The sequence below is a fragment of the Nocardioides sp. B-3 genome, assembly GCF_024703895.1.
In the GTDB taxonomy this organism is placed as follows: domain Bacteria; phylum Actinomycetota; class Actinomycetes; order Propionibacteriales; family Nocardioidaceae; genus Nocardioides.
The window spans coordinates 4,379,799-4,404,957 of the sequence record NZ_CP087968.1 but is presented as its reverse complement, the minus strand read 5'-3'; the positions used below and the strand labels follow the sequence as shown (position 1 = coordinate 4,404,957).

The 25,159-nt window shown below is 65.5% G+C and carries 35 protein-coding genes and 2 pseudogenes; 34 read left to right on the top strand and 3 right to left on the bottom strand.

Going from position 1 to position 25,159, the window contains the following annotated elements:
- Nucleotides 1-7 precede the first annotated feature (7 nt).
- Nucleotides 8-169 (bottom strand): annotated as a pseudogene (locus LP418_RS35055) (GntR family transcriptional regulator); the annotation flags it as partial.
- 191 nt (nucleotides 170-360) lie between these two features.
- On the opposite strand from LP418_RS35055, the gene LP418_RS35050 reads away from it, so the two are divergent.
- The 10 genes from LP418_RS35050 to LP418_RS29155 are packed head-to-tail and all read left to right on the top strand — an operon-like array spanning nucleotide 361 to nucleotide 6,252.
- Nucleotides 361-798 carry an aromatic ring-hydroxylating oxygenase subunit alpha gene (locus LP418_RS35050; RefSeq protein WP_442940063.1) on the top strand — a complete coding sequence of 146 codons (438 nt, stop codon included), beginning with the start codon at nucleotides 361-363 and terminating at the stop codon, nucleotides 796-798.
- Between the two features lie 42 nt (nucleotides 799-840).
- Entirely contained in the window at nucleotides 841-1,356 is a 516-nt protein-coding gene (locus tag LP418_RS29190) for an SRPBCC family protein (protein WP_257954681.1), read from the top strand.
- Nucleotides 1,250-1,639 (top strand): SRPBCC family protein, encoded by a 390-nt coding sequence (locus LP418_RS29185; protein WP_257957236.1) that lies wholly within the window; start codon nucleotides 1,250-1,252, stop codon nucleotides 1,637-1,639. Before LP418_RS29190 ends, LP418_RS29185 begins: the two co-directional genes overlap by 107 nt.
- Entirely contained in the window at nucleotides 1,636-2,274 is a 639-nt protein-coding gene (locus tag LP418_RS29180) for an aromatic-ring-hydroxylating dioxygenase subunit beta (RefSeq protein ID WP_257954680.1), read from the top strand. The genes LP418_RS29185 and LP418_RS29180 overlap by 4 nt, the downstream gene beginning before the upstream one ends.
- Nucleotides 2,243-2,947 (top strand): alpha/beta fold hydrolase, encoded by a 705-nt coding sequence (locus LP418_RS29175; protein ID WP_336275860.1) that lies wholly within the window; start codon nucleotides 2,243-2,245, stop codon nucleotides 2,945-2,947. Before LP418_RS29180 ends, LP418_RS29175 begins: the two co-directional genes overlap by 32 nt.
- Entirely contained in the window at nucleotides 2,904-3,116 is a 213-nt protein-coding gene (locus LP418_RS31910; protein ID WP_336275859.1) for an alpha/beta fold hydrolase, read from the top strand. The genes LP418_RS29175 and LP418_RS31910 overlap by 44 nt, the downstream gene beginning before the upstream one ends.
- A complete protein-coding gene (locus LP418_RS29170; RefSeq protein ID WP_257954679.1) occupies nucleotides 3,097-3,507 on the top strand; it encodes a non-heme iron oxygenase ferredoxin subunit in 411 nt (136 codons plus the stop codon). The genes LP418_RS31910 and LP418_RS29170 overlap by 20 nt, the downstream gene beginning before the upstream one ends.
- A 14-nt stretch (nucleotides 3,508-3,521) precedes the next feature.
- Nucleotides 3,522-4,724: an NAD(P)/FAD-dependent oxidoreductase gene (locus LP418_RS29165; RefSeq protein WP_257954678.1), complete on the top strand. Its 1,203-nt coding sequence runs from the start codon at nucleotides 3,522-3,524 to the stop codon at nucleotides 4,722-4,724.
- Nucleotides 4,721-5,530 (top strand): SDR family NAD(P)-dependent oxidoreductase, encoded by an 810-nt coding sequence (locus LP418_RS29160; protein WP_257954677.1) that lies wholly within the window; start codon nucleotides 4,721-4,723, stop codon nucleotides 5,528-5,530. The genes LP418_RS29165 and LP418_RS29160 overlap by 4 nt, the downstream gene beginning before the upstream one ends.
- Complete coding sequence (locus tag LP418_RS29155; RefSeq protein WP_257954676.1) at nucleotides 5,530-6,252, top strand: hypothetical protein; 723 nt, start codon at nucleotides 5,530-5,532, stop codon at nucleotides 6,250-6,252. Before LP418_RS29160 ends, LP418_RS29155 begins: the two co-directional genes overlap by 1 nt.
- A gap of 14 nt (nucleotides 6,253-6,266) precedes the next feature.
- On the opposite strand, the gene LP418_RS29150 is transcribed toward LP418_RS29155, so the two are convergent.
- A complete protein-coding gene (locus LP418_RS29150) occupies nucleotides 6,267-6,923 on the bottom strand; it encodes a TetR/AcrR family transcriptional regulator (protein WP_257954675.1) in 657 nt (218 codons plus the stop codon).
- 37 nt (nucleotides 6,924-6,960) lie between these two features.
- Between LP418_RS29150 and LP418_RS35045 the strand changes: the two genes are divergently transcribed.
- The 14 genes and pseudogenes from LP418_RS35045 (at nucleotide 6,961) to LP418_RS29085 (ending at nucleotide 16,257) form a co-directional block, all read left to right on the top strand.
- Nucleotides 6,961-8,139: a CaiB/BaiF CoA transferase family protein gene (locus LP418_RS35045; RefSeq protein ID WP_442940061.1), complete on the top strand. Its 1,179-nt coding sequence runs from the start codon at nucleotides 6,961-6,963 to the stop codon at nucleotides 8,137-8,139.
- A 114-nt stretch (nucleotides 8,140-8,253) separates the two neighbouring features.
- Entirely contained in the window at nucleotides 8,254-9,201 is a 948-nt protein-coding gene (locus tag LP418_RS29140) for an acrylyl-CoA reductase family protein (protein WP_257954673.1), read from the top strand.
- Nucleotides 9,202-9,366: 165 nt separating this feature from the next.
- Nucleotides 9,367-10,293, top strand: coding sequence for an ABC transporter substrate-binding protein (locus tag LP418_RS29135; protein ID WP_257954672.1), 927 nt, complete (start codon nucleotides 9,367-9,369; stop codon nucleotides 10,291-10,293).
- A gap of 268 nt (nucleotides 10,294-10,561) precedes the next feature.
- Nucleotides 10,562-10,756: pseudogene (locus LP418_RS35040) on the top strand (ABC transporter permease subunit); the annotation flags it as partial.
- A complete protein-coding gene (locus LP418_RS29130) occupies nucleotides 10,731-11,111 on the top strand; it encodes an ABC transporter permease (RefSeq protein ID WP_257957235.1) in 381 nt (126 codons plus the stop codon). The pseudogene LP418_RS35040 and the gene LP418_RS29130, both read left to right, overlap by 26 nt.
- A 20-nt stretch (nucleotides 11,112-11,131) precedes the next feature.
- Entirely contained in the window at nucleotides 11,132-11,905 is a 774-nt protein-coding gene (locus LP418_RS29125) for an ABC transporter permease (protein ID WP_257954671.1), read from the top strand.
- Nucleotides 11,906-11,955: 50 nt separating this feature from the next.
- Nucleotides 11,956-12,603, top strand: coding sequence for an ABC transporter ATP-binding protein (locus LP418_RS29120; protein WP_257954670.1), 648 nt, complete (start codon nucleotides 11,956-11,958; stop codon nucleotides 12,601-12,603).
- Between the two features lie 225 nt (nucleotides 12,604-12,828).
- The gene (locus tag LP418_RS29115) at nucleotides 12,829-13,554 is read left to right on the top strand and encodes a hypothetical protein (protein ID WP_257954669.1); all 726 of its coding nucleotides are present in this window, start codon (nucleotides 12,829-12,831) and stop codon (nucleotides 13,552-13,554) included.
- 67 nt (nucleotides 13,555-13,621) lie between these two features.
- Nucleotides 13,622-13,750: a hypothetical protein gene (locus tag LP418_RS29110; RefSeq protein ID WP_257954668.1), complete on the top strand. Its 129-nt coding sequence runs from the start codon at nucleotides 13,622-13,624 to the stop codon at nucleotides 13,748-13,750.
- Nucleotides 13,747-14,334, top strand: a complete 588-nt coding sequence (locus LP418_RS29105) for a YidH family protein (RefSeq protein ID WP_336275858.1) — start codon at nucleotides 13,747-13,749, stop codon at nucleotides 14,332-14,334. Before LP418_RS29110 ends, LP418_RS29105 begins: the two co-directional genes overlap by 4 nt.
- A gap of 1,133 nt (nucleotides 14,335-15,467) precedes the next feature.
- Nucleotides 15,468-15,758 (top strand): hypothetical protein, encoded by a 291-nt coding sequence (locus LP418_RS29100; protein ID WP_257954667.1) that lies wholly within the window; start codon nucleotides 15,468-15,470, stop codon nucleotides 15,756-15,758.
- Nucleotides 15,733-15,942, top strand: a complete 210-nt coding sequence (locus LP418_RS29095; RefSeq protein WP_336275857.1) for a nucleotidyltransferase family protein — start codon at nucleotides 15,733-15,735, stop codon at nucleotides 15,940-15,942. The genes LP418_RS29100 and LP418_RS29095 overlap by 26 nt, the downstream gene beginning before the upstream one ends.
- Nucleotides 15,942-16,088 carry a hypothetical protein gene (locus tag LP418_RS29090; protein ID WP_257954665.1) on the top strand — a complete coding sequence of 49 codons (147 nt, stop codon included), beginning with the start codon at nucleotides 15,942-15,944 and terminating at the stop codon, nucleotides 16,086-16,088. Before LP418_RS29095 ends, LP418_RS29090 begins: the two co-directional genes overlap by 1 nt.
- Complete coding sequence (locus tag LP418_RS29085) at nucleotides 16,072-16,257, top strand: DUF86 domain-containing protein (RefSeq protein WP_257954664.1); 186 nt, start codon at nucleotides 16,072-16,074, stop codon at nucleotides 16,255-16,257. Before LP418_RS29090 ends, LP418_RS29085 begins: the two co-directional genes overlap by 17 nt.
- A 320-nt stretch (nucleotides 16,258-16,577) precedes the next feature.
- On the opposite strand, the gene LP418_RS29080 is transcribed toward LP418_RS29085, so the two are convergent.
- Nucleotides 16,578-17,000 (bottom strand): tyrosine-type recombinase/integrase, encoded by a 423-nt coding sequence (locus LP418_RS29080; RefSeq protein ID WP_257954663.1) that lies wholly within the window; start codon nucleotides 16,998-17,000, stop codon nucleotides 16,578-16,580.
- Nucleotides 17,001-17,252: 252 nt separating this feature from the next.
- Here LP418_RS29080 and LP418_RS29075 point away from each other — a divergent pair, with 252 nt between their 5' ends.
- From LP418_RS29075 to LP418_RS29030, 10 genes are all read left to right on the top strand, one after another.
- Entirely contained in the window at nucleotides 17,253-18,227 is a 975-nt protein-coding gene (locus LP418_RS29075; protein WP_257954662.1) for a sugar ABC transporter substrate-binding protein, read from the top strand.
- A 666-nt stretch (nucleotides 18,228-18,893) separates the two neighbouring features.
- A complete protein-coding gene (locus LP418_RS29070) occupies nucleotides 18,894-19,427 on the top strand; it encodes an ABC transporter permease (RefSeq protein ID WP_257954661.1) in 534 nt (177 codons plus the stop codon).
- Nucleotides 19,424-19,789: an ATP-binding cassette domain-containing protein gene (locus tag LP418_RS29065; protein ID WP_257954660.1), complete on the top strand. Its 366-nt coding sequence runs from the start codon at nucleotides 19,424-19,426 to the stop codon at nucleotides 19,787-19,789. Before LP418_RS29070 ends, LP418_RS29065 begins: the two co-directional genes overlap by 4 nt.
- 468 nt (nucleotides 19,790-20,257) lie before the next feature.
- Nucleotides 20,258-20,935: an ATP-binding cassette domain-containing protein gene (locus LP418_RS29060; protein ID WP_257954659.1), complete on the top strand. Its 678-nt coding sequence runs from the start codon at nucleotides 20,258-20,260 to the stop codon at nucleotides 20,933-20,935.
- Nucleotides 20,932-21,564 (top strand): aromatic-ring-hydroxylating dioxygenase subunit beta, encoded by a 633-nt coding sequence (locus LP418_RS29055; protein WP_257954658.1) that lies wholly within the window; start codon nucleotides 20,932-20,934, stop codon nucleotides 21,562-21,564. The genes LP418_RS29060 and LP418_RS29055 overlap by 4 nt, the downstream gene beginning before the upstream one ends.
- Nucleotides 21,565-21,749: 185 nt before the next feature.
- A complete protein-coding gene (locus LP418_RS29050) occupies nucleotides 21,750-22,415 on the top strand; it encodes an aromatic ring-hydroxylating oxygenase subunit alpha (RefSeq protein WP_257954657.1) in 666 nt (221 codons plus the stop codon).
- Nucleotides 22,330-23,112, top strand: a complete 783-nt coding sequence (locus tag LP418_RS29045; RefSeq protein ID WP_257954656.1) for an SRPBCC family protein — start codon at nucleotides 22,330-22,332, stop codon at nucleotides 23,110-23,112. Before LP418_RS29050 ends, LP418_RS29045 begins: the two co-directional genes overlap by 86 nt.
- Nucleotides 23,025-23,681 carry an isochorismatase family protein gene (locus LP418_RS29040; RefSeq protein ID WP_257954655.1) on the top strand — a complete coding sequence of 219 codons (657 nt, stop codon included), beginning with the start codon at nucleotides 23,025-23,027 and terminating at the stop codon, nucleotides 23,679-23,681. Before LP418_RS29045 ends, LP418_RS29040 begins: the two co-directional genes overlap by 88 nt.
- Nucleotides 23,678-24,790: a hypothetical protein gene (locus LP418_RS29035; protein ID WP_257954654.1), complete on the top strand. Its 1,113-nt coding sequence runs from the start codon at nucleotides 23,678-23,680 to the stop codon at nucleotides 24,788-24,790. Before LP418_RS29040 ends, LP418_RS29035 begins: the two co-directional genes overlap by 4 nt.
- Nucleotides 24,738-25,151 (top strand): ferredoxin, encoded by a 414-nt coding sequence (locus LP418_RS29030; protein ID WP_257954653.1) that lies wholly within the window; start codon nucleotides 24,738-24,740, stop codon nucleotides 25,149-25,151. The genes LP418_RS29035 and LP418_RS29030 overlap by 53 nt, the downstream gene beginning before the upstream one ends.
- The last annotated feature ends 8 nt before the right edge of the window (nucleotides 25,152-25,159 follow it).

Here is a 25,159-nt window from a genome sequence, read left to right as displayed (position 1 = left end):
AGCAGCCGCGGCGTGGCTCTTCGTACGCCAGCCGCTCGGCGGTGAGGCGTTGCACAGCTTCGCGAACGGGACTCCGGCTGACATTCAGTTCTTGGGCAAGCAGCGGAACTGAGAGCTTGGTGCCGGGCGCGAGTTCACCGCTGAGGATTGCATTACGCAGCCGCTCCAGAACGGAGTCGGTGATTCGCCCTGGGTGGCCGGGGAGTCAGGTTGCTCATCGGTCGCTCACTCTCTGCTGCTGGGGCCAACTATTTCCTGACAGCACTTTACATGTAGCCAAGGTGTAGCGCATATTACATGTAGCCGTTCGCGGCGACCCTGTATCCAAGTCCTACCTGAGCAAGCCCAAGGAGATCGACGATGATCACAGCCGACCGACTTCGGTCCATGGCAGAGCCCGAGTCCGGTGACGTCTCGGCGGCGATCTACACCGACGAAGAAGTCTACCGGCGCGAATTGGACGCCATCTTTCGCAAGTCGTGGCTCTTCGTAGGGCACGAATCGCAACTGCCCAAGGCTGGCGACTTCTTCACGTCCTACATGGCCGAGGACTCGATCGTAGTCACGCGGAACCGGGCTGGTGAGCTGTCGGCCTTCCTGAATGTGTGTAGGCACCGCGGCATGAAGATCTGTCGCGCTGAGCTCGGCAACACGCGGGCGTTTCAGTGCACCTACCACGGGTGGAGCTACGGACTTGACGGCGAGCTAAAGGCGGTCCCGCATCAAGAGGCATACGGTCCGGGATCTCGCGCTAGAGGAGTGGGGCGCGATCCGTGTTGCGCGTGTGGGGTCGTATAAGGGAATGATCTTTGCGACCGGGACGAGCATGCTCTGGACCTCGTGGAGTACCTCGGTGAGGCCGCCTACTACCTCGACGGCGTCATCGACCGGCTACCCGGGGGCAGTGAGGCCGTAGGCGGAATCCACAAGTGGGTCATCGACTGCAACTGGAAGATGCCTGCCGAACAGTTCGCCAGCGACATGTATCACGCCGCTACCAGTCACATCTCCGCCATCACGGTCAACATGCCCGAGGACTTCGACCCTCTCCAGCACAGCATGGACCAGCGTGACGGCGTGCAGTACTGGAGCGAACAAGGGCACGGCGGTGGCTACTTCTACGCCGAGCGGCCCAACCCGGCGATCTGGCTTCAGCCGCTTGCCAAGGAGTGGCTAGCCAGTACATACGAGAAGGTCGTGGCGCGCCTCGGCGCGGGACCGTGCCGCACACGTCAGCGGTCACAATACGATCTTCCCCAACTTCTCTTGGCTGGCCGGCACAAACACCATTCGAGTCTGGCACCCACGTGGCCCGGGCAGGATCGAGGTGTGGGCCCGGACCATCGTCGACAGTGATGCGCCCGAGGACGTCAAGAACGCCTTCCGCAAGAGTTCGCTACGGGCTTTCGGGCCGTCCGGCTTGCTCGAGCAGGACGACGGGGAGAACTGGGTCGAGATCCAGAAGACGATGCAGGGCAGCGTGTCGCGCGACACGACCTTGTGCTACCGGATGGCTCTCGACGCGCCAACCCGACGTTCGGAGAACTCTGGAGCCCACGAGGGGCCACTGTTCTCAGACACCGCGGCACGCAGTTTCTATCGTCGTTGGTCGGCGATGATGACGGAGGGACTGGCGTGAACTCGAACGCGCAGACCGAGGGCGGCGGGTTTGGCGCTCATGCCGACTGGCCTCTGCCCGACCCGGCCGACCATCTCCGGCTCCAGCAGTTCTACAACTTCGAGGCGCACCTGCTCGACGAGCGGCGGTTCCACGACTGGCTGAATCTCTTCTCCGAAGACCTGCATTACTGGATGCCCATTCGTCGAGTGCTCCCACCCCGCCAGCGGAGCATGGAGTTCACCGGCCCCGATGAGCTCGCCCAATTCGACGAAACATTTATGGAGCTCACACAACGTGTCGACAAGATCGAGACCGGCAAGGCGTGGGCCGAGGAACCTCCCTCGCGCACCCGGCACCTGATCACAAACCTGCTGGCCCGCAAGGAGCCGGACGGGTGGTCGGTCCGTACGGCGTTCATCGCGTACCAGAGCCGCTCTGAGCATGACTCCCACGCCTTCGTGGGTGAGCGTCGCGACCGGCTTGAGTGTGCCGACGCGGCGCCGTACGGGCTCAAAATTTGTCGGCGCGAGATCCGCCCTGGACCACGCGACCGTGATCGCCCCCAGCCTAAGCATCTTCTTCTAATCTCACTCGCCCCCTTCTACACGGACGGAGTCCACCATGACCCAAACGATCGAAGAACTGACCTTTGACGCCACCTCGCGTACCGCCGTCATCGACGGCCACCGAGTCCACTACAACGAGGCCGGCACGGGCACTCCACTGGTGTTGCTTCACGGTGGCGGCCCCGGAGCTTCAGGCTGGAGCAACTTTCACCAAAACCTCGCACTGTCGAACAACTTCCGTGTCCTGATGGTCGACCAGCCGGGCTACGGCGGCAGTACCAAGATCCCGCCGGTGGACGAATGCCGCTCCGAGTTCGCGATGCGCCTGCTGGTTGGACTGCTCGACGAGCTCGACATCGAGGCCGCACACATCCCGGGGAACTCCTTCGGCGGTCGTACTGCCATTCAGATGGCGCTTCATCACCCCGGCCGAGTGCTCGACCTGATCCTGATGGGTCCCGCCGGTGGGAGCCTCAACATCTTCGCCCCCGAGCCCACTGAGGGGATGAAGCACCTGTACGGCTTCTTCGCTGAGCCCGGACCCTCGATCGAGAAGATGCAGGCGCTTGTCGACACCTTTCTGTACGACAAATCCCTGAGCACCACCGAGCTGGTTCGCTCGCGTTACGAGGCGGCAGTCGACCCTGAGACTCGGGCGTTTTACACCAAGTTCCTCTCCACCCCGGACACCCAGCGAGCCGCAACTGTGGCGCGACTTGGACCGGATCCCGCACCGCACCCTGCTGCTATGGGGCCGTGACGACCGGACCAACCCGTACGAGAGCGGCCTGTTCATGCTCAAGCGCATGGCCAACGCACAGTTGCACGTGTTCCCCCAGTGCGGTCACTGGGTGCAGTTCGAGCAGGCGCAGGAGTTCGAGAGCGTGCTCACCGGCTTTCTGCAAGGTCGTGACCGGCGAGATGACTGAGCAAACGATGGAAGAGCGCGCGAATGGCGTCAACTCGGGCGGTGAGAGCACCGGAGCCGATGACCTGGTCTGGATCGACGCGTGCCTAACAGATGACCTGCCAGCGGGTGAGATGCGAGCTCTGGAGAGCGACCCGCCGGTGGCCGTCTACAACGTCGAAGGCGAGTTCTTCTCGACCGCGGACACCTGCACACACATGAAATCCTCGCTCAACGAGGGCTACCTCGACGGTGACCAAGTTGAGTGTGCGCTACACATGGCGACGTTCTGTGTCCGCAGTGGTAAGGCCACGTCTTTGCCTGCAACCTTGCCGCTGCGCACCTTCGACACCCGCGTCGCCGGCAATCAACTGCAGGTGAGCGTGCCAAGGGCGTGGGTGAGCGAAGGATGAGGGATGCGTCCGTCGTGATCGTGGGCGCCAGCACGGCTGGCGCGGCCGCGGCGTATACCCTGAGGGCGGTCGGGCACGAGGGGCCTATAACGCTCGTCGGCGCCGAGGACACTGCGCCGTACGAACGGCCACCGCTGTCCAAGACCGTCCTCACTGCTGCGGAAGAACCCGAGGCCGTGTGGCTGCTTCCGACCGACACCTACGCCAGCCGGGACATCACTCTTCGTCTCGGCGCTCCGGTAACCTCCGTCGAACTGGCCAGCGGCGGCTTCTCGCTGACGATCGAGGATCGCGAGCAGATCGCCGCCGACGTGGTGGTGCTCGCGACCGGCGGCCGTGCCCGACGTCCTGCTGGTCTGCCGGAGGATCCACGCATCCACGTGCTCCGCACTTGGGCAGACGCCCGGGCCCTTCGAGCGCACATGCGCACGGCGCACCGAGCGCTTGTTCTGGGGTCTGGCCTCATAGGCGCCGAGTGCGCGGCCTCGGCGTCCGCGCAAGGCTTGGACGTCGAAGTCTTAGAGATGCAGACAACGCCGTTTCCCTCCATCGCCTCCCGGGCGGTGCGCACGACGCTGCTGCGCACCTTCGCCGAGCACGGCGTCCGTTTCCGCACCGGAGTGACTGTGAACAACTGCACGCCGACCGACGATGGTCTTGTCGTCCAACTCTCTGACGGTACCGTTCTCGAGGTCGACCTGCTCGTGGTCGGTATTGGCATCGAACCGGCGACCGAACTGGCTGAGCGAGCGGGCGCGGCGACCGAGCGGGGCGTGCTAGTGGATGAGTCGATGCGCACCTCGGTGCCGGGACTGTACGCGGCAGGCGACGTGGCCAGTCGTCGCTTGGGCGGCCGCTTGATCCGTCACGAGCACTTCGCATCCGCGCAGGCTCAGGGTGAGGCTGCAGCGCGGGCGATCGCCGGTCTCGAACCGGTCCCGCTGCCCACGCCGTGGGCATGGTCCGACCAGTTCTCTCACAGACTTGAGGTCCCGGGTGAACCGGATGCGGCCGATTACACCCGACTCCGGCAACCCGGTGACGGCCAGATCGTCGAATTCTCGATCGCGGACTCGCGATTGGTAGGCCTTACCGCACTGGACCAGCCGCGTGTGGTGCGCGAAGCTCGCCGACTGATCGGCGGACGACTACGTGGCTCAGCCAATGACCTTGAGCGCACCGACGTCCCACTCAAGCAACTGGTCGACGCCCCGTGAGAAGCGTCCTGATCACCGGCGGCGCGTCCGGGCTCGGGGCCGCCCTCGTGCGGCGTTTCGCCGCAGACGGTTGGGGCGTCGGCGTCCTCGACCGGCGACGGGAACTCCCCGATGAGCTGGCCGACCTGCACCGACGCGGCGCCCTCGCCTTCGAGAGCGCGGACGCAGCCGACCACGGCGCCTACGAGCGGCTGATTGACCAGATGACCGAACGGTTCGATTCCGTTGACGCGCTCATCGCGAACGCAGCCGTATGGGACTACTCGCTCGCGCTCATGGACATGACACCCGAGCAGCTCGATTCCGGGTTCGACCAGTTGTTCTCCGTCAACGTGAAGGGATATCTGGTTGCGGCGCACGCGGCCGCGCCGGTGCTTGCGGAATCCGGCGGCGCGATCGTCCTGACACTGTCGAACGCTGCCTTGTATCCCGGCGGCGGCGGGCCGCTCTACGTGGCGTCCAAGCACGCCGGTGTCGGCATCGTGCGCCAACTCGCCTACGAACTCGCCCCGCAGGTGCGGGTCAACGCGGTGGCGCCTGCCGGGATGGCCACGGCGCTGAGTGGCCCGCCCGGCCTCGGTCAGGAAGACCAGCGGTTCGACGACGCGTGGGACGGGGCAGCCTTTGCTGAGCGCGTGCCCCCGGGGTTCGTCCCGGATGTCGAGGACTACGTCGAGGCGTTCATGTATCTCGTCGACTCGCAAAAGTCTCGTGCCGTCACTGGAATCGTGCTGCCGGTCGAGCTCGGACTAGGTGTCCGGGGAATCCGCAACGTCGCTGGCGGTGTTCGCCGCGACCTGAACTGATGGCCTTGGAGGTCATTCTGCCGATCCTCATCGTTGGCTTGTCCGCCGCCAGCATTTGTCAGGTGCTCACCGGCTGGGGCTTCAGTCTGGTCGCCGGACCGGTGTTGATTCTGGCTTGCGGGCACGCCGCCGGACTGCAGTTGACGGTGGCGCTCGGCCCGGCGGTGAACACCACACTCCTTTTCGCCCGGTGGCGTGACGTCGGCATTCGTGACCTGCTCGAGATCCTCCTGCCCGCCGCCTTCCTCGCACCGTTCTGGGTGTGGCTCATCGGAGGCCTGCCGGACGACGTCGTAGCCAGAATAGCCGGGGGAACTGGGCTTCTTGCCGTCGCGATGATCGCGTCCGGAGTTCGTCTGGGGATGCTGCGCCAGCAGCGGGGAGCGGCACTTTCGGGAGCCCTGTCGAGCGGTCTTGTAGTCGCTGGCGGTGTCGGAGGGCCACCACTCATCATGCACGCGGCGAACAACGGCTGGCCGTTGGCGGCGACCCGCGCGACCCTGAATGCCTACTTCTTTCTCTTCGGGCTCGTCATGTTCATTCTGATCGGACCGCCCCCATTGAACAGTTCAGCGTATGCGGCCGGCGCGGGCATGATCGGCGGATTGGTCGCGTCGGTCTGGTTGACCGGGCGGGTGAGCGCGTCAGCTGTCATGCGAGGGACACTTCTTCTCGCTGGCGCGAGCGGGCTCATGCTCCTGATCTTCGGTGCGCACACCTAACCCGAACCAGTCGGTCAGTTCTTGGGGTCGATGATCCCCCCGAGCATCTGGTCGAAAGTCGCCTGTGCGCGGACGTCGAGTTCTTCGGGTGCTACGCCGAGGCGCGCTGCGAAGACCTCTCGGTAGGCGGTGTAGCCCAAATAGGTCGCTGCGGTCATGACGTGCGCTATCAACGCGTCGGTATCTGGGGGCAATGCGCCGGTCTCTTTGTCACGCGCCAAGTCCTCCCGAGTCGCGTCGAGCGCCGGAAAGGGGTCGATACTCCCGCCATCGAGAGCCACGAGCGTCTCCAACTTGAGGAAGGCACGGTGCACGATCGCCTCGGAGAAGACCCGCCGCCGACGCTCTGCGAAGGGGAGGGCGCGGTCCTTGTGGAAAACGGCCGAGGCTTCCCATGACAACCCCGCCAAGGCAGCACGTAGCAGGCCTTGGCGAGATCCGAAGTACTGATAGATGAGCGCTCGATTGACACCTGCTTCTTCGGCAACCTGCTGCAGGTTCAGGCCGTTGAGCACCCCGTCGCGCTCGACGAGCGCTCGCGCCGCCCCGAGTATCTGACGTTCGGTCGACAACCGCTTCGCGCTGCGGCCCCTGACGGAGCGTCGGTCATTGGCATGGGTTTCGGGTTTCCAAGCGGGGTGTTTGGAGTCACATCTACATGCTACATTCACTCACGTTCTGAAAACTAACGTTTTGTGAGTTGGAGCCATGACGAAATTGCCGCTGGACGGTGTGCGAGTCCTTGACCTCTCGACAGTTCTTGCTGCGCCGCTCACGGCATCGCTGTTGGGGGAGTACGGGGCCGAAGTGATCAAGGTCGAGCACCCTGTGATGGGTGATCCCGTTCGCGCCTACCCGCCGTTCGTCGACGACGTCTCGCTCCACCACAAGGTCACCAACCGCGGAAAGTCCTCAGTGACGGTCGACCTGTCGAACGATGCCGGTGCCGAGCTGGCTCTCGAACTAGCTGGCGCAGTCGACGTGGTCGTGACCAACTTCAGGCCCGCCACACTGCGCCGCTGGGGCCCGGACTACGACGACTTGCGTAGCAGGCGGACCGACCCGGTGGTACTGCACCTGACCGCCTTTGGCCGGGAGGGGCCCTATGCAGACCGTCCCGGCTTCGCCCGTATCGCGGAGGCGTACGCGGGACTGACCCACATCACCGGCTATCCCGACAGGCCACCTGTCTTTGCCGGATACCCCCTCGCCGATGGTGTCGTGGGGATGTACGCGGCCTTTGCAGTGATGTTGGCACTGCGCCATCGCGACGAGACCGGCGAAGGCCAGCTGATCGACCCGGCCCTGTTCGGAACCGCTGCTGCGCATGATGGAGGACCCGGCGGTCGGTGCCGCCACCAACGGCGTGGCCAAGCAGCGGATGGGCAACCAGCAAGCAAACATCTGTCCCAACGGCCTGTTCCCCACCGCCGACGGGGACCACGTGATCATCCCTGCCTCGACCCCCGTATGTGGCAACGACTCGTCACCCTCATCGGCGACGACGATCTACGCGCATACCCGACGAACGCCGTGCGCCTGAAGCACCGCGAGCTGATCGAGAGCCGTGTCGCCGAGTGGACTCAAACCTACAAGCGTGACGATCTGCTGGTGCTCTTGGAACAGAACGGCGTGGCCTGCGGTCGGGTCTTCACAGCCGTCGAACTGCTGGACGACCCGCACTTGAAGGTTCCTGCGGAAACCTCGTCAGCGTTCACGACGAGGAACTTGGTCGCGACATCACGGTCCCGGCGCCCATTCCGACGTGGTCGACCATCGAGCCCCGGGTCGGCACTCCCGGCTCGCGCCCGGGGTCCGGTACCGACAACGTGCTCAGCACGTTGCTTGGAAAGAGCGCGGCGGACATCCGAATGCTCCGTGAACTAGGAGCCATCGGCCCCGCCATCACCGCCCGACGTCCTGAGGAGGACTCCATGAGCAACATCCCTGAGCGATTCAACGCCCCGGTCAGCGGACGGACGGCCGACCCCACCCCGACCCTTGAAGAGGTCCCTCGCAACTTCCCCGGAGCCGGACGAGCTAGGCGTCCGCGTCCTCTATTCCTCGCTCAACTACAAGGACGCGCTCGCCTCGACCCCAGAGGGACGCGTGGCACGAACCTCACCGTTGGTGCCCGGCATCGACCTCGTCGGCGAGGTCGTGGACGCGGCCGGCGACTTTGCTGTGGGCGACATCGTCGTCGCACACGGCTACGACCTTGGCGTGGCGCACCACGGCGGCTACGCGGCATACGCACGGATCCCCGTCGAGTGGGCCTTCCCGCTACCTGTGGGCCTGACGCCGCGAGAGTCCATGATCTTCGGCACGGCCGGATTCACCGCCGCGCTTAGCGTGGTTCAGCTCGAGGAGCGCGGCCTTCGCCCGGAGCACGGGCCCGTCCTCGTCACCGGAGCCACCGGTGGTGTGGGCAGTGTGGCGGTCGCGCTGCTTGGCCAGCGGGGCTACGACGTGGTCGCTTCGAGCGGGAAGGCCAGCCGGGCCGACTGGTTGCTCTCTCTGGGAGCGCAACGCGTCATGGGCCGGGTCGACGTACCGGATCGACCCAAGCCGCTCGCGCGAGAGCAATGGGCCGCAGCCGTCGACTGCGTCGGGGGTGCGCCCCTAGCGCAGGTGCTGGCCGAGACGAGATACGGCGGAGCCGTCGCGGCTAGCGGCCTCACTGCTGGACCAACCTTCGCGGCGTCGGTCTTTCCCCACATCCTGCGAGGAGTCGCACTCCTAGGGATTGACAGTGTGCAGTGCCCGCTGGAGCGAAGAGTAGCCATCTGGGAGCGGATGGCGACCGACCTGCGACCCACGGATATCGAGGCACTGTGCGGACAGGAGATCGGATTGCCACACGTGGCTGACGAGATCACCAAGATCTTGGCCGGGGGGCTGATCGGCCGCACGGTCGTTCGCGTCGCCAACGACGCCGCGTCATTCTGAAGAATACTGAGCCGACCTCTTGTCTAGTGCTTCTACATGTAGCATGCTGCATGCTGTGAGCGCAGTCACAGAATCGGCGCCGGACCCAAGGAGCTTCAATGCGTAAGAACACCACTCGCAGCGTCCGCGTCATTCGCGCGGCCGCTAGCGTCACCGGGATCGCCCTTGTCGGATCGCTCGCTGCATGCGGCGGCTCCAGCGACACTGCAGGGCGAAGATGGCACGACGACGGTCAAGGTCGCACTGCAGCCGACCTCGTTCGCCGCGACGTACTTCGTCGCCAAGGAGCAGGGCTACTTCGAGGACGCTGGCATCACGGTTGAGGAGGAGGTCTTGCCTGAACGCTGGCGCCCGAGGTGCCGCTCATTGCTTCGGGCGACGCGCAGTTCGCGGTCGCGCCTGATCGTCCCGATCGTAGTTGCCAACTCTCAGGGCCTACCAGTGAAAATGGTCGCTCCGTCAAGCCTGTATGGCACGACGGAAGAAGATGCGGCCGTCGGCATTATCGTCCCGGGGGGCAGCAGTGCGAAGAGTGCCGCCGACCCGGCTGGCGAGACCGTGGCCGTTCCGGGTCTCAAGGCCGCGCCCGAGCAGTTGCTGCTGAATGCCGTGGAGGCCGACGGAGGCGACCCCGCCTCGGTCAAGCTCGTCCAGATGGACTATCCAACTGGCTTCAGCGCCTTGGACAAGGGTGACATCGACGGCATGATCGTGACCGAGCCATTCATCACCCAAGCCGCCAGTCAGGGCTATCAGGTGATCTCTTACCCCGAGCTTGAGACGTCGCCGGGCGGCCTTTTCGCGGCGTGGTTCGCCAGTACCGAGTTCCTCAACGACGACGCCGAGACGGCGGAGAAGTTCATCGGGGCCATTGAGAAGGCCAATGAGTATGCGACCGCTCATCCCGAGGAGGTCAACGCGATCGTCGCGGAGCAGCAGCAGATGCCCAAGGAGGCGGAGCAGGCGCTTCCGCCGACTACTTTCGGTACCGAGCTCGATCAGGCATCCCTAGAAAGCACGATTGCCGACATTGAAAAGTTCGGTTGGACCCGAAACACGCCCACAGTCGCCGACCTCCTGTGGGCGCCCTGATGCCAGTCGCCCTACTGCCACGGACGCGCACGATGCGCAGGTCCGGAGCTGTCGCTCACGGCATAAAGGTCGCTCGCGTAGCTCTGGTCGTTGCCCTACTAGTCGCGTGGGAGCTGCTGTGCAGGGCAGGAATCCTGCCGGCAAGCGGCTTCTCGCCGCTGAGTGAGATCGCGGCACGCTGGGCGACCAGTTCACTCGCGCGTCGTTTTGGACGGCGCTTTCCGACTCTCTGATCAGCTGGCTGGTCGGCCTCATTCTGTGCCTCGCAGTGGGGATCCCGATCGGGGCGCTGCTCGGCTGGAGCGACAAGGTCTACCGCGCCGTCCGCCCGGTAATGGAGTTCCTCCGAGCCACCCCGCCGGTGGTCCTGATCCCATTCGTGCTGTTGTTCTTCGGTCCTTCGCAGGAGATGAAGATCATCCTTGTCGTTCTGGGGGGTGTCTGGCCGATTCTCATCCAGTCGATGTACGGCGTCCACGACGTTGACGGGACTGTGGTGCACACCGCGCGCCTACCGCATCAGGGGCTTCCGGTTCTTTCGCTCCGTAATGATGCCCACGATCTCTCCATACCCGGTGACGGGCGCACGGGTGTCGGCGGTCCTCGCACTGCTGCTGACCATCGGCTCGGAGATGGTGACCTCCGCCCCCGGACTCGGCCGCGCGATCTTCGACGCGCAGACCAACAACGATCTGGCCGGCATGTACGCCCTGATCGTCGTCGCTGGTGTGCTGGGCCTCGCAGTCAATTCCGTCTTTTTCTTCATCGAGCGAAAGGCACTGGCATGGCATCCGTCGCAGCGCCCGGTCATCTCGTGAGACGCTGGCAACCCATGCGAGTGGTCCAGTGGGTCGTCGCGGTCGCCGGTGAACTGTGGTTCGCCGTCGCCGTGCTGGCAGCATGGTGGATCCTCTCAAGCGGGAGCACTTCGTTTTACTTTCCGCCCTTGTCGGAGATCTGGGCGAGGTTCCGAGAACTCTGGCTTTTCGAGCAGGTGCCCACGGACGTCTGGCCGAGTTTGCGAAACTTCAGCCCGGCCATCGCGCTGTCCTGCCTGATCGGCATCCCCCTTGGCGTACTTCTCGGCTCCCTGCGAACTCTCCAGCAGATCGTGTCCCCGGTGCTCAGTTTTGGCTGGGCCCTTCCGAAGCTAGCCTTGCTCCCGGCGTTCATTGCGATCGCTGGCATCGGTGATGGCATGAAGGTCGCTTTTATCGTCGCGGGCGCAATATGGCCAATCCTTTTGGGAGCCCGGGACGGGGTCCGAGCAGTCGACCCGGCGCTGCGTGACATGGCGCGCTCCTACCGCCTCGGTCGAGCCGCAACTATCTTCAAGGTCCTGCTGCCGGCCGCCGCTCCCCAAATCTTCGCCGGGATCCGCACTTCCTTGGCCATCGGCTTGGTCCTCATGATCGTGGGCGAAATGCTGGTTGCCTCCAGTGGTTTGGGCTACTTCGTTTTGCAGGCGCAGCAAAGCTACGCGCTGGTCGACATGTGGGCCGGGGCGCTACTAATCGGCCTTTTGGGCTATCTCATCAACCTGCTCTTCTCAACTCTTGAGCGTGTCGTGCTGCGCTGGCACTTTGCCCGACGCGCCCTACACGCGGGATAGGCCCCGAAATGGACGAATCCGAACTTTCGCGCAGCGGAAAGGTGAACCCGATGACCAACACCATGGACGCCGTCGTCAGCGGCCAAGACAGCGCTTCTGCCGAGCCGGACATTGTCCCGGCGGCCGATCACGTCGCCTTCACATACCACACGACGGCCGGCGACCGGCCCATCCCGGGTGACATCACCTTCGAGATCGGCCGCGGGGAGTTCGTCTCGCTTGTCGGTCCCTCCGGCATAGGCAAGACGACCCTCCTGCGGGTCCTCAGTGGCCTGATGCGCCCGACAGCGGGCGAAGTGCGGCTTGACGGTCAGCGAGTCACCGAGCCTCCTCGTCAGCTGGCACTAGTCCTGCAGGATTACAGCCGCAGCCTGCTGCCCCGGTACACCATCGAGAAGAACGTCGCCCTGCCTCTCTCTGCGGCCAAGGTGAACCGCCGGGACGTCCGGGAACGGACCGCGACGGCACTCGCCGCCGTCGGCCTCGCGGCGGATGTCGACAAGTACCCGTGGCAGTTGTCTGGCGGAATGCAGCAGCGGGTGGCAATCGCGCGCGCTTGCCTACCAGCCGGAGATTTTGGTCATGGACGAACCGTTTGCGTCCGTAGACGCCCAGACCCGGTTCGACCTCGAGGACCTGGTCCTGCGCCTCCGCCGCGAGTTCGGCATGACGGTCCTGCTGGTGACGCACGACATTGACGAGGCGGTCTACTTATCCGACCGCATCGTGGTGCTCGCGGGCAAGCCAGCCGAGGTCGCCGACTGCCTCGACGTGCCGCTGGGTCCCGATCGTGACCAGATCAGTACAGAAGGCAACGGCGGAGTACTCCGCACTTCGCGGACGCGTTCTTTCCGGTATCCGCGCTGCCTCGGCCGCCGGAAACGCGACGATGGAGGGCTGACGTGCCTGTCGCTCTCTGCTGCATGTCGCACAGTCCCCTGCTGGAGTTCTCCCCTCTACCCGATGGCGTCGAACAGATGGTCGACCAGTCCTTCGCCGAGGCCAAGCGCTTCGTCGACGAGTTCGACCCCGAGTTGGTCATCCTCTTCGCGCCTGACCACTACAACGGGTTCTTCTACAAGCTGATGCCCCCGTTCGCCATCGGGCTGGCCGCCTCCTCGGTCGGGGACTTCGGCTCCACCGCCGGAGACCTACCAGTCCCGCTGGCCGACGCGCAGTCTCTGGCACAGGCCGTGCTCGCTGACGGTCTGGATCTGTCGGTTTCCATGCGTATGGAGGTAGACCATGGCGCCGTACAGCCCCTTGAGGTCCTTTGGGGTGGCATCGCCGAGCGTCCGGTCATCCCGCTCTTCATCAATTCCGTCGCACCGCCGTTCGGTCCAATGAGCCGAGTGAGACTTCTCGGCGAGGCCATTGGTCGCTGGGCCACGGCTCTCGACAAGCGAGTTCTGTTCCTAGGATCTGGCGGTCTCTCCCACGACCCGCCCGCCCCCCAGATCGGCGTCGCCCAGCCGACCGTCCGCGAGCGGATGATCGCCGGAGGATCACGGCCGGCTGACGGAGAGCAGGCACGCGGTGAATGGCTGGCCAGCCTCGGCCAAGAATTTCGCCGGCGGCGACACCGCGGTCATGCAGCCGCTGAATGCTCAGTGGGACAACCAATTTCTCGACTTCCTCGAGAGGGGTGAAACCACAGCGATCGACGCTTGGACGCCCGAGTTCATTACCGAGCAGGGCGGTCACTCTGCGCACGAAGTGCGGACTGGCTCGCCGCCTACGCCGCCTTGTCCGCAACTGGCCCTGTACGAGATGCAGTACCGCTTCTACCGGGAGATCCCCGAGCTGATCGCCGGCTTCGCCGTCACCGCCGCGGCACCACGATGACGCTCAACATGTCTCCGACCAGCCCTACGCGACGGCTTGAATCCCGGGTCTACGACGGCACCGAGGAGCCTGACGTCCGCTTCACCCCGGCGAACGAACGGACCTTTCTAGCGTGGATCCGCACGGCTCTCGGTTGCCCGGCACTCGCCGTAGCCGCCGATGCGCTCGAACTCGGAGACGAGCCAGCGTTCCGTGTCGCGGTGTGTGTGGCGCTGAGCCTTTTTGCCATCGCCGTGTGCGTGCATGGATGGTGGAGTTGGGCCCGTACCGAGCGTGCCATCCGCCGTGGCGAACCGTTGCCGCGTCGCCGAGCACCCGTCCCAGTCCTGGTCGGCTTAGTCGCGATCGCCGTCCCGGTGACCCCTCGCAGTCCTGCTCTGAGCGACATGGAGATGGGGCTAGGGAATGGGCTCCAACCCGAACGCACGCAGTTGTCTTGGTCACGTACTCGACTGGCGATCGTCGCCTGCAGCCTTAGTGGTGGCCCGCCACCCAATGATCGGCGGCGACTCGACAGCAACCGGAGTCGTGCTAGCCATTGGCCTCGCATCCGTAGTGCTTTTCTCGGCGTTCGCGCTACGTGAAGGCGCAGGCGGGCAACAGGCGGCACGCCGGGTCACTGTGTGTGCTGCGGCGCTCGTAGCGCTCTGTTTCACCGAGGCCCGGTGGATGGTCAGATCCCTCTGATGACCGCTAGCCGCAACCCGGTAAACGAGAGGGAATGGGAGAACGAATCAACGCGACAGACGCCTTGACGTCGACGCGGGTTGCAAGCTGTCCGAGTTCGCGGTGTGGCGTGGCCCTACGCTCCACGCCCGTCGGGCCGTTCAGCACGAGACCGAGATCGCCGGGGTGCGAGGTCACCTTCCGCGAGGGGTGGTGCTGGGGTGGTGCCTATCGCGGGCATCGCCGAGAATCTGAGAGCGTGAGACTTACGTCGATGAGACTGACGCTTGAGCGGGTCACCTGTTCCATCGAGTGATCGTCGGGCCGACTGAGGCGCGGCGCCGGGTTTGCACTTGCACTCTCCCTTTTGAACTTTGGCGGGGGAGAACATGCGAAGGGACATGGTTCGACGCGTGCCTCGCCAGCAGCCAATGGATGGTTGCGCCTGAGTTGCGGACGGGGCCAGTGGTTGCTGCTCGGTCGTGGCACGTGGGGCACGGACGAAATCGAGGGCCACCTGCTTCTCGCTGACTCGAAGGTGTCCACCAACAGGCCGGAAACTCTGTCAAGAGCTGTCAACCAGCGATAGCACGACAACACTCGATTCCAGCGTTTGCGCAGGTCAAGTGCCATAAATCCATAAATCGGCACAGGTCGTCAGCTGGTGTCAACCGGGCAACGCACTCGGGGCGGCATCGGAGGGTTATTGGTTCGAGTCCAATCGGAGGAGCCCACGAAGGGCCTCTGGCCTGCGGAAACGCAGACCAGAGGCCCTTCGAGATTTGAAGGTTTGTGGCCTGCGGTTGTCTGCTTCGAGTTGGCGTCTGCGGGTTCCAAATGCCATCTGACCTGCGAAGATTCTGGATCAAACGGATGTCCACGGGCTTGGATCGGCCAAGTCAGGTGTTCAAAAACAGGCCGGAAACGACGAGACTCGCCAGATCCCCGGCCGTCATGGACCGGCCGCTCCGGCCGGGGCACGCGACGTGGGGCGTGTACGTCGGCGGATTCATGGACGGAGGCGGTACCAACGCGCTGATAAGGTGACCTTATGACTCTCCCGGTTGAGTATCACGGCGCGCGACATGATGAGGACGTCGCGCGCCTCCGGCGCACGCTCGCCCTTCGGGCGATGGTGGCGACCGGGATGAACCAGCGCGAGATCGCAGCAGCACTGGCCATCAGCCAGCCTGCGGTCAGTCAACAGTTGAAGGCGTCGCAGGACATGGCGCGGGTTCACCCCCAAGCCCCGGTCGAGGCCGCCGCGCCGGTCCTGCGTCGTCTCGCTGAGGAGTCGGGGGTACGGCAGGCTCGCTGTGTTCGGTTCGGTGGCTCGCGGTGAGGCGCGACACGACTCCGACATCGATCTCCCGGTCGAGGCGCCCGCAGGCACGTCGTCATTCGGATTCATCAAGTTCAAGCAGTTGATCGAGCAGGTGCTCGGCCGGCAGATCGACCCGGTCGATTACGGGGGCCTGAAGGCGAAGCTGGATGACGACATCCGCCGCGAGGCGGTGCTGCTCTGATGGAGCTCAAGGCAGCCAAGGAACTGCTCCACATCCAGACATGGCTAAGCCGTGTCGACGAGATCGTGGCACGCGGCAAGGTGGCCTACCTCGCCGACGACCTGCTCCGGGGAGGCGGGGGACTCACTCATGATGAAGCTGGGTGAAGCAGCCAACCGGTTGTCCCGGCTCGGGGTCCCGGCTCCGGACGGCGTGGAGTGGGCACTCGCCGTCGCGAACCGCAACTTCATCATCCATCAGTACGACGAGATCAACCGCGAGCTCACCCGGCTGACGCTCTCCAGAGATCTCCCGGCGTGGATGGTCTCACTATGAGACCTCTTCGCTGAAGCGGATGCGGCGCTGGGCGAAGCGGACTGAACCCGGCACTCGAAGGAGTTCCATTCGAAGTGTCGGCTTGGCACGCGAAACGACAGCAGAGTCGGCTATCGATGTCAGATCCCAGCAAGAAAGCGCGAGCCCGGCGCCACCGTCATTCTGGCGTTTGCCCGGGTCAGATGCCATCTATCGGCAGGAGTCGTCAACGGGTGTCAACGGCGCAAGGCACTCGGGCGGCATCGCCGAGTTGGAGGTACCCATCGCGACTCTGCAGAAACCTGAAGCCTCGGCTGACAGCCTCGGTGGATCGTCGTCAGTCACCGGCCTCGAAGGCAGTGAGGAAGGAGACGTCGTGGCGATGGAGGTTGTCGTGGGCTCGCTCGCGGCGGCCTGCCGGACGCCCTGTGGTGCCTAGCGCCTGCGGAAGCAAGCGGACGTGGCTGCGACTTCAATTCGCGAGCTGAGTCCCGGGATCGCGACCGAGCCTTGTGGACGTAGTAGTCCCGGGTGATGTCGCGGTCCTCGTGACCGAGCTGAGCCTGTGCGGCCTCGAGGCCCACCTCGCGGTCGATGAGGGTTGCCACCGACCTGCGGAAGGTGTGGAAGGTGACCCAGTCATAGGCGGTGTCGTCGACGACCTGATTCCACATCCGCTCCCAGTTCGAGATGTGCCGCCGGGTCCCTCGGCTGGCCCCGGCGGCTGCCGAGGTAGTCCGTAGCCACGTGAACGCGGTGCCCATGGCGTCGACATGGTCATGGTCTTGCCACTGTGCGCGGGATCGCCCCGCCACACGGCGCCACAGGTCTGAGGCCTCAGCGGTCTCCCGCCGTCCGAGAGGCAGGTCGTCCCACATGCCGGTTGGGCCCCGACTCGCCGCCGACCACGGGGGCGTCGCAGTGGGGATGACCCGGCATGCCGACGGCTGCTCGAACTGTGGATCAGCTCTTGACGTAAAGTGAATACACTTCTACATTCATTTTTCCGAGCCGATGTGATCCGGGGCACATGCGGCAACTCGCTCTTACAGAAGGTGGCGAACGTGTTCACTCCCAACCTCAGGCGGGGCCCGGCTCTCGCAGGCGCCGCTGTCCTCGTCCTGTCGCTCACGGCCTGTACCGGCGCCGAATCCACCACCGCGCCTGCCGGTCCCGACGCGGGCGGCACCGCCGCGCTCGAGGGCCGGACCATCGGCGTCATGCAGACCGTCGGGGCAGCCGAGGTGCAGCAGCGCACGTTGGGCGCGGTGGAGAAGGCCGCCGACGAGTTCGGGTGGGACACCCGGGTTGTCGACGGGGAGGGCGACCCGCAGAAGATGCAGCAGCGTTTGCAGTCGCTCGTTGATTCCAACGTCGACGCGATCGTGCTGATCTTCCCGGTACCGGCCATCCTCGCCAAGCAGCTCGCCGCCGCCCAGAATGCTGGGATCCCCGTGGTCAGCGCAGGTTTCGTCGCAGACGAGACGCCCCTCATCGAGGCGCAGTACGTCGGGGACCGAGTGCAGATGTCGACCATGCTGACCGAGCGAATCGAGTCTGACTTCTCGGACGGCGCGGAGTTCGGCATCATCAATCTGCCCGGCTATGCGGGCGTGGACGCGCGTGTCGAGACGTTCGAGTCAGCTCTCTCTGCCGGCTACGAGGTCGTGGCGAAGCAGGACGTGCCGCAGGCCGACCTCTTCGGTGGCACGACGAAGGCCGCCATCGACATCCTCAACGCGAACCCTGACCTCACCGCGTTCTTCTCCTGCTGCGACTTCGGTGGTCAGGCAATCGCGCCGGCCTTGCAGCAGACGGACCGCGACGTCCCGGTCTACTCCTTCTACGCGATCCCGTCGGTCCTCGACTGGTCCGTGCCGGCAGCGTGGTCGTCGCGGAGAGCGATGAGGCGAAGACCGGTGCCATGGCTATCGGTGGCTTGGCGGCCTACTGGGCGGACGGCGACGAGCTCGACGCCGACTCGATGCTGATCGAGTACCCACTTCAGTACTCCATCGTCGACGCCTCGAACGCGCCCGCATCGGGCGAGGAGGTCTACCCCCGGGCGACGCGATCGCACCCATGATCGCGAACTGGAAGTCCGACTACGGGCTCTGATCCGCCCCGCGGGCGGGCCCGGTGTCATCGGGCCCGGCCGCTCCACAAGAACTAAGGACCGACCATGGCATCTATCATCCGGGCCGCCTCAGACGCCGCCACCACCGCAGCGCTGCCCGAGCGCGCGGATGCTCGCCTGCGCGGATTCCTCGAGCGGTTCAGTCTCCTGCTCGTCTTCGCACTGGTTGTAGTTGTTCTCTCCGCGTTGCGACCGGCGACGTTCGCGACCGCGAGCAATGTGGCGTCGATCCTTGACCGGGCGGCGCCCCTGATGGTGATGGCCGCCGGCCCGGTCGTCGTCCTCGTGATGCGGGAGTTCGACCTGTCCATCGCCTCGGTGGCCGGCGGCAGTGCAGCTGTTTCAGTGTCGCTGATGGCGTACCAAGGAGTTTCTGACGCCCGTTGCCGTCCCTGGCCGGTGTTGGTTTCCGGTCTACTGGTCGGATTCCTCAACGGCGTAGTGGTCGCGATCGTCGGCATCCCGTCGTTCATCGCGACCCCCGGCGACCGGCTCCGTGGTGGCGGGAGTGGAGACCGCGGTGGCCAACACCACCATCTTCGAGGGCATCAACCCGAGCTACGTCAACATCACCGGTGGGACGCTCGCCGGGATGCCGATGGCGGTCGTCATCGCCCCGGCGATCTCGATCGCGATTGGCGTCGCCCTTCGCTTCAGTGTCTTTGGGCGACATGCATCGGCGATCGGGGACAATCACGCGGCCGCGAAGCTGGTCGGGCTTCCCGTGACCCGCGATCGCATCATCGCCTTCACCCTCTGTGGTGGCGCCGCCGGCGTCGCGGGCATCCTGCTCACTTCGCGTGCCATGTCCTACTACCCCGAGCCGGGCGCTGGACTGCTGCTCGCTGCGTACGCCGCCACGTTCCTCAGTCTCTCGCTGGGTCACGGCTGGCGGTTCAACGTCCCGGGGACCCCGGTCGGGGTGGTGTTCCTCGGTACGATCACGACCGGACTCACCATGCTGGACAAGCCGGCCCGGCAGGCCGCGGTCGTGCAGGGTCTTGTGCTGCTGGCCGCCGTGACTGCGTTGGCTCGAAAGCAGATCCGGCGATGAGGGACCTGGACCGGGCGCCCCGGTTCGTGGCCGAGGGACTCGGCAAGCGCTACGGCGGCGTGCAGGCGGTTCGCGAGGCGTGGGTCTCGATGCGACCGGGGGAGGTGCGCGGCCTCATCGGCGCCAACGGTGCCGGGAAGTCCACCTTCATGAAGATGCTCACCGGCCGGGCGCGTCCGGACCGGGGCAGTATCAGGATCGATGGAGCTGCGATCGATCTCACTGGACGTGGAGCGGGACGGCGCGCAGGTGTGGAGCTCATGCCTCAGGAACTCGCCATCCTCCCGAATCTGACGGTCGCGGAGAACGTCGTCCCTGGGTCGCGAACCGCTGCTGGGTGGAATGTTCGTGGACTCCGGTGAGCAGGACGAGCTTGCTCTGCAACGCCTTGGCCAAGGTCGGCCCGGGCGCGGTCTCGCTCAAATCTCCGGCGGGGTCGCTCGGGCTGGTCCAGCAGCGTCTGCTCATGGCTGCGCGCGCCGTGATGAGCGGTAGTCGGCTGATCATTCTTGATGAGCCCACCGCCGCCATGTCGCCGTCTGAGGTGGGCCTGCTCCCGGAGATGGTCAAGGCGTTGTCCGCGCGGGTGTCTCCTGCCTGTACGTGTCGCACCGCTTGGACGAGATCATCGAACTTGCCGATGCCGTCACGGCCATGCGTGACGGGGCGGTGGTTGCGGAGCTCGGGCGGGACGAGATCACTCATGCGCGCCTGGTCGAGCTCATCACATCCGTGTTGCCGGACACCGCAGTTCGAGAGGAGCGGGTGCGCCCCCGTCGACGGATGCAGTCCCGGAGCTCCAGCACGTCGCTGGCCATGATCTCCTCGATGTGTCCCTCCGGCTGGCGCCCGGGGAGATCGTGGGACTTGCCGGCCTGCTCACGTCTGGAGCCGACGAAGTCCTCAGGATCGTCGCGGGCAGCCTGCACGCCACACGTGGTCGGGTGCTGCTGGGCAGCACTTCACTTCCATCCGGCAATCGTCGGAGTGCAGCGCGGGCCGGCGTGGGCTACCTCCCGGGCGACCGAACCCTTTCCGTGCTGCCCAACCATCGTGTTCGGGAGAACGTGACCATCGCCAGCCTTGAACAGTACTCGCGGCTGGGGATGCCGGGCGTGCGAAGGGAGCGCAGGGGTATTACCGATGCCCTGCGCCGTGTCGGTTTCACGCGCAGCACGGAAGTGATCATCTCAACGCTGTCGGGCGGCAACCAACAGAAGGCGCTCTTTGCCCGATGGGCCTTGGAGCAGCTGAAGGTCCTGCTGCTCGACGACCCGACGATTGGCGTGGACGTGGGTGCTCGGGCCGAGATTCACGCCGAGCTCCGGCAGGTCGCGGCATCAGGAGTGGGGGTCTTGCTCTACTCCAGTGACATCGATGAACTGGTGAGCCTCTCCGACAGGATCCTCGTCTTCGACCGCGGTCGCTGCGTCTCAGAACTCCGCGATCCACAAGGCAACGGCGACCGGGTCATCGAGCTCATGACGGGTGCATCGCACGGAGGATGACCGACCTGAAGTCGCGAATTGCGGTGAAACCCTTGCCAACCCCGAGTCCGAGTGAGAAACTGGATACAGAAATGCATGCAATTGAAGGAGCCATCGTGACTGCCACTGATTCGCCCCCGATTTCGATCAGCAGTGCCGAGTATGTCGAAGCCAGCGACTTCCTCCTCTACGAGGCGGAGCTGCTCGACGACCTCCGCGAGCGAGCATGGCTGGAGAGCCTAGTCAGCAAGGACGTCTCCTACCGGCTTCCAATCCGGGAGACGGTAGAGAGGGCGCGCGGATTCGGCTTCCTCGAGAACACCTTCCACCTCAACGAGAACTACGGATCGCTCGGCAGCAAGGTCGCTCGCAACGAGACGAACTACGCATGGGCGGAGGACCCGCCGTCGCGGCTGCGCCACTTCGTCACCAACGTGCGGGTCCGCAGCACGGACAACGTGAACGTCCTCGACGTACGCAGCAACGTGCTGATCTACCGGACCCGGCAGGACCAGACCAACCCGCAGATCCTCTCGGGCGAGCGGCGCGACCTGCTACGTCGCGAAGAGGGCCGGCTGATGCTGCTCGAACACGTCGTCTACCTCGACCTCACGGTCATCGGAACCCACAACCTCTCCCTCTTCTTCTGAGCTTCCCGGAGCCACGACATGACTGACACCGTCGCCACCCCCGACCGACGTCCGGACCGATCTGCCGGTCGGCGAGTCGCTTCCGCCCCACGTCGACAAGCTCATCAGCCAACTCGAGGACGGCTTGCCCGAGGGGCTCCGTTCCGGCTGGCATCTTCGGACACCCGCAGGTCTACCAGACCGAGTTGCGCAAGATCTTCGGTCGTTGCTGGGTGTTCATGGCCCATGAGTCGGAGATCGAGGCCAAGGGCGATTACGTCGTCCGCAAGATCGGTGAGGACAACTTCATCGTGTCTCGCGACGAGGCCGGTGCGGTCCACGTCCTGTTCGACGCCTGCCGACACCGCGGCGTCCAGGTTTGCCGATCGGACTCGGGCAACACGTCGCACTTCCGGTGTCCCTACCATGGCTGGACCTATGGCACGGACGGCAAGTTGGTCGGTGCCCCGTTGTGGCGCGATGCCTTCGGCGGGATGTCCAAGGAGGACAACGGTCTCACCGCGGCAGCCCGGGTGGACTCCTTCCATGGTCTGATCTTTGCAACTCTCGACCCCACAGCCCCACCGCTGAAGGAGTACCTCGGTGGTATGGCGTGGTACATGGACCTGCTCTTCGGCCTCGATGGCGAGGGCATGGAGATCTTGGGTGCCCCGCAGCGCTTCGTGGTCGACGCCAACTGGAAGTCGGGCGCCGACAACTTCTCCGGTGACGACTACCACCACGGGCACGCTGCACCGTTCCGTGTGGGAGATCGGCGCCTTCCCGGTGCCGTTCCGCGAAAACATGATGGGCTACCACATTCAGGCGGCACCCGGGCACTCGTTGTCCTTCTCGATGGCTGGCGACCCTGATGAGCCGGGCCCGAAGTTCTTCGGCTTCCCCGAGGATCTCGCCGCCACCTTCGACACCAGCCGGATCAGCGAGCACCAGCTCGACATCGCCCGCCGGGCGCGGGTGATGGTGGGCAACGTGTTCCCCAACTTCTCAATGCTGGCATTGCCAATGACTGAGGACGGTAGTACCCACCCACCCACGGGCATCGTCACGATCCGTACACGGCAGCCCAAGGGCCCGGGGCAGATCGAGATGTGGAACTGGTTCCTCGCCTACAAGGGAATGACTCCGGAGCAGAAGGAGCGCAGCTACCGTGCCGCGCTCGGCACCTTCTCCCTCGGTGGTGCCTTCGAGATGGATGACACGGAGCCGTGGATCACCGTCGGTCGCACAGGCCGGTCCGTCGCGGCCGAGATCCTCGACTTCAAGCTCAACTACCAGATGGGCATGCCCGGAATCGGGATCTCGCACAAGGTTGAGGACTGGCCCGGCCCCGGCGTCAGCTACTGGACCCGCTTCGAGGAGGGCGTCCAGCGCAACATGTATCGCTACTACGCCACCATGATGCGCGCCGAGAACGGCGAGAGTGGCCCGAGGTCGTCTTGGACGAGGGTCGTTGATCGCACATGTCACCAACCGTTGACGAGATCGCGGCCTCGTGGAGCACCGAGGTCCACGAGCGCTACGCCCGAGGTGGTCTGGCCGGGCGGCTGACCCCCCGAGGTGCTGTTGCACTGATCGTGGTCGACCTGCAGAACGGGTTCACCGACCCCGCCTGCGGCCCGGGCTTCGACCCGGACGACGTCGTCACGAACACTGCGTCGCTCATTGAGCGCGCCCGCACGGCGGGCGTTCCCGTCCACTTCACCGCCATCGCGTTCCCGGACGGATCCGACCGTGTCTGGCTCGAGAAGATGCCGGTCATGCGTGAGCTTCGCGAGGGCTCGCGCTGGGAGCGGATCGATCCCCGCCTCGCTGTGGGCGAGGGGGAGCCGGTCGTCATCAAGCAGACCGCCTCGAGCTTCGCCGGCACCGACCTCACCGAGCAGCTCCGCGCGCAGGGTGTCGGCACCGTGGTGGTCGTGGGTGCCACCACCTCCGGATGCGTCCGGGCCACCGCGGTCGATGCCTGCGCTCTCGACTTCGCGACGTACGTCGTCGACGGAGCAGTGGGTGACCGCGAGGCTGGACCGCACGAGGCAGCACTCCTCGACACGGACGCCAAGTACGCCGACGTCGTCTCGATGGACGTCGCACTGCGCCTGCTGGGAGGCGTGGCATGAGCATCTCGTCCATACCGACAATGACCCCGCAGGAGCAGCTCGTCCAACGACCTTCGCGACGCCTCGACGAGACGCCGGCGCGACTGGCGCTCCCGGGTTCGGAAGGCTCCCGGTCCCTGTCCGACGAGCTGGAGCTCGGCTTCTTCGGCAGGGCAGACGACGTCGTGCCCCTCGGCGAGATGGTCGACGCGCTGGAGGCCGCAGGCTTGCGCGGACGCGGAGGAGCGGGCTTCCCAGCCCATATCAAGTGGCGATCGGTCGCGGACGCCACCGGTTCGTGCGTCGTGGTCGCCAATGGTCACGAAGGGGAGCCGGCGTCGGCGAAGGACCAGTGGCTGTTGACTCGGCGTCCACATCTCGTGATCGACGGACTCCTGCTCGCGGCACGCGTCATCGGTGCCCAGCGTGCCGTCCTGTATGTCTCGCACCCGCGCTCGCTGCATGCCACCCGTGCCGCTGTCGCCGAGGTCGAGGCGGCCGGGTTGGTGCCCGACGGCACCCGCGTCGAGGTGTTCGCCTCGACCGGCGGCTACGTCGCCGGCGAGGAGACCGCGGTGTGTCGCGGAATCAGCGGCCACCCGGCCCTCCCCGTCGCCAAGCCCCCACGACCCTCGGAATCCGGGGTCGACGGACTTCCCACCCCGGTCAACAACGTCGAGACGCTCGCCCATGCGGCCCGGATCCGACGCTATGGCGCTGACGCTTTCTGTGCTGTCGGCACCGACGTCTCGCCGGGCACCACTCTGTTCACCATCTCCGGCGCTGCACTCGACGGTGGCGTCGTGGAGGCTCCGCTCGGCACGACTGTCGGCCAGCTCGTGGCGAGGGTCGGCGGAACGCCGTCCGACGTCGGCGGACTGCTGATGGGCGGCTGGTTCGGCGGCCTCCTGAAGGGCAATCGAGCCGACCTCAGCTGCTGCTACGCCGCCGTGTCTGCGGCTGGCAGCGGGCTCGGCTGCGCCGCAATCACCGTCCTCGGCCATGACGAGGACCCTTTGACGCTGGCTGCCCGGCTCGGTTCCCTGGTTCGAGGGCGAGAGCGCCCGGCAGTGCGGGGTGTGCCGCAACGGCACGCGCGCCATCCGCGACACGCTCGCCAAGGTCGCTGAGGGCGACAGCAATCCTGACCACCGCGACAACCTCGCCCGCTGGGGTGTCCAGCTCAAGGGGCGTGGAGCCTGCGCCTTCCTCGACGGCGCGGCCACCCCTCGCGCGCAGCGTCGCCGAGGAGCTCCTGCCCGATCCTCAATCACGCGCCACGAACGGAGACAACTCATGAAGGCAACCGTCGATGCCACCAAGTGCCGGGCCTACGGCGCCTGCGTGGACCTGTGTCCCAGTGTCTTCCTGCTCGACGAGTGGGGCTACGCCTCCATCGTGGGCGACGGCACCGTGCCAGCGGGGGACGAGACCGCAGCCAACAGCGCCGCCGGGGCGTGCCCCGAGGGCGCGATCAGCATCTCCGACTGAGCAGTCCC

What these genes read in the sequence shown, in the direction of transcription:
- LP418_RS29155 (WP_257954676.1), top strand. Translation starts at nt 5,530, where the DNA reads ATGGCCTTGGAGGTCATTCTGCCGATCCTCATCGTTGGCTTGTCCGCC.
- LP418_RS35045 (WP_442940061.1), top strand. Translation starts at nt 6,961, where the DNA reads ATGACGAAATTGCCGCTGGACGGTGTGCGAGTCCTTGACCTCTCGACA.
- LP418_RS29090 (WP_257954665.1), top strand. Translation starts at nt 15,942, where the DNA reads ATGGAGCTCAAGGCAGCCAAGGAACTGCTCCACATCCAGACATGGCTA.
- LP418_RS35050 (WP_442940063.1), top strand. Translation starts at nt 361, where the DNA reads ATGATCACAGCCGACCGACTTCGGTCCATGGCAGAGCCCGAGTCCGGT.
- LP418_RS29085 (WP_257954664.1), top strand. Translation starts at nt 16,072, where the DNA reads ATGATGAAGCTGGGTGAAGCAGCCAACCGGTTGTCCCGGCTCGGGGTC.
- LP418_RS29065 (WP_257954660.1), top strand. Translation starts at nt 19,424, where the DNA reads ATGAGGGACCTGGACCGGGCGCCCCGGTTCGTGGCCGAGGGACTCGGC.
- LP418_RS29115 (WP_257954669.1), top strand. Translation starts at nt 12,829, where the DNA reads ATGTCGCACAGTCCCCTGCTGGAGTTCTCCCCTCTACCCGATGGCGTC.
- LP418_RS29120 (WP_257954670.1), top strand. Translation starts at nt 11,956, where the DNA reads ATGACCAACACCATGGACGCCGTCGTCAGCGGCCAAGACAGCGCTTCT.
- LP418_RS29105 (WP_336275858.1), top strand. Translation starts at nt 13,747, where the DNA reads ATGACGCTCAACATGTCTCCGACCAGCCCTACGCGACGGCTTGAATCC.
- LP418_RS29035 (WP_257954654.1), top strand. Translation starts at nt 23,678, where the DNA reads ATGAGCATCTCGTCCATACCGACAATGACCCCGCAGGAGCAGCTCGTC.
- LP418_RS29100 (WP_257954667.1), top strand. Translation starts at nt 15,468, where the DNA reads ATGACTCTCCCGGTTGAGTATCACGGCGCGCGACATGATGAGGACGTC.
- LP418_RS29080 (WP_257954663.1), bottom strand. Translation starts at nt 17,000, where the DNA reads ATGGGCACCGCGTTCACGTGGCTACGGACTACCTCGGCAGCCGCCGGG.
- LP418_RS29040 (WP_257954655.1), top strand. Translation starts at nt 23,025, where the DNA reads ATGTCACCAACCGTTGACGAGATCGCGGCCTCGTGGAGCACCGAGGTC.
- LP418_RS29055 (WP_257954658.1), top strand. Translation starts at nt 20,932, where the DNA reads ATGACCGACCTGAAGTCGCGAATTGCGGTGAAACCCTTGCCAACCCCG.
- LP418_RS29175 (WP_336275860.1), top strand. Translation starts at nt 2,243, where the DNA reads ATGACCCAAACGATCGAAGAACTGACCTTTGACGCCACCTCGCGTACC.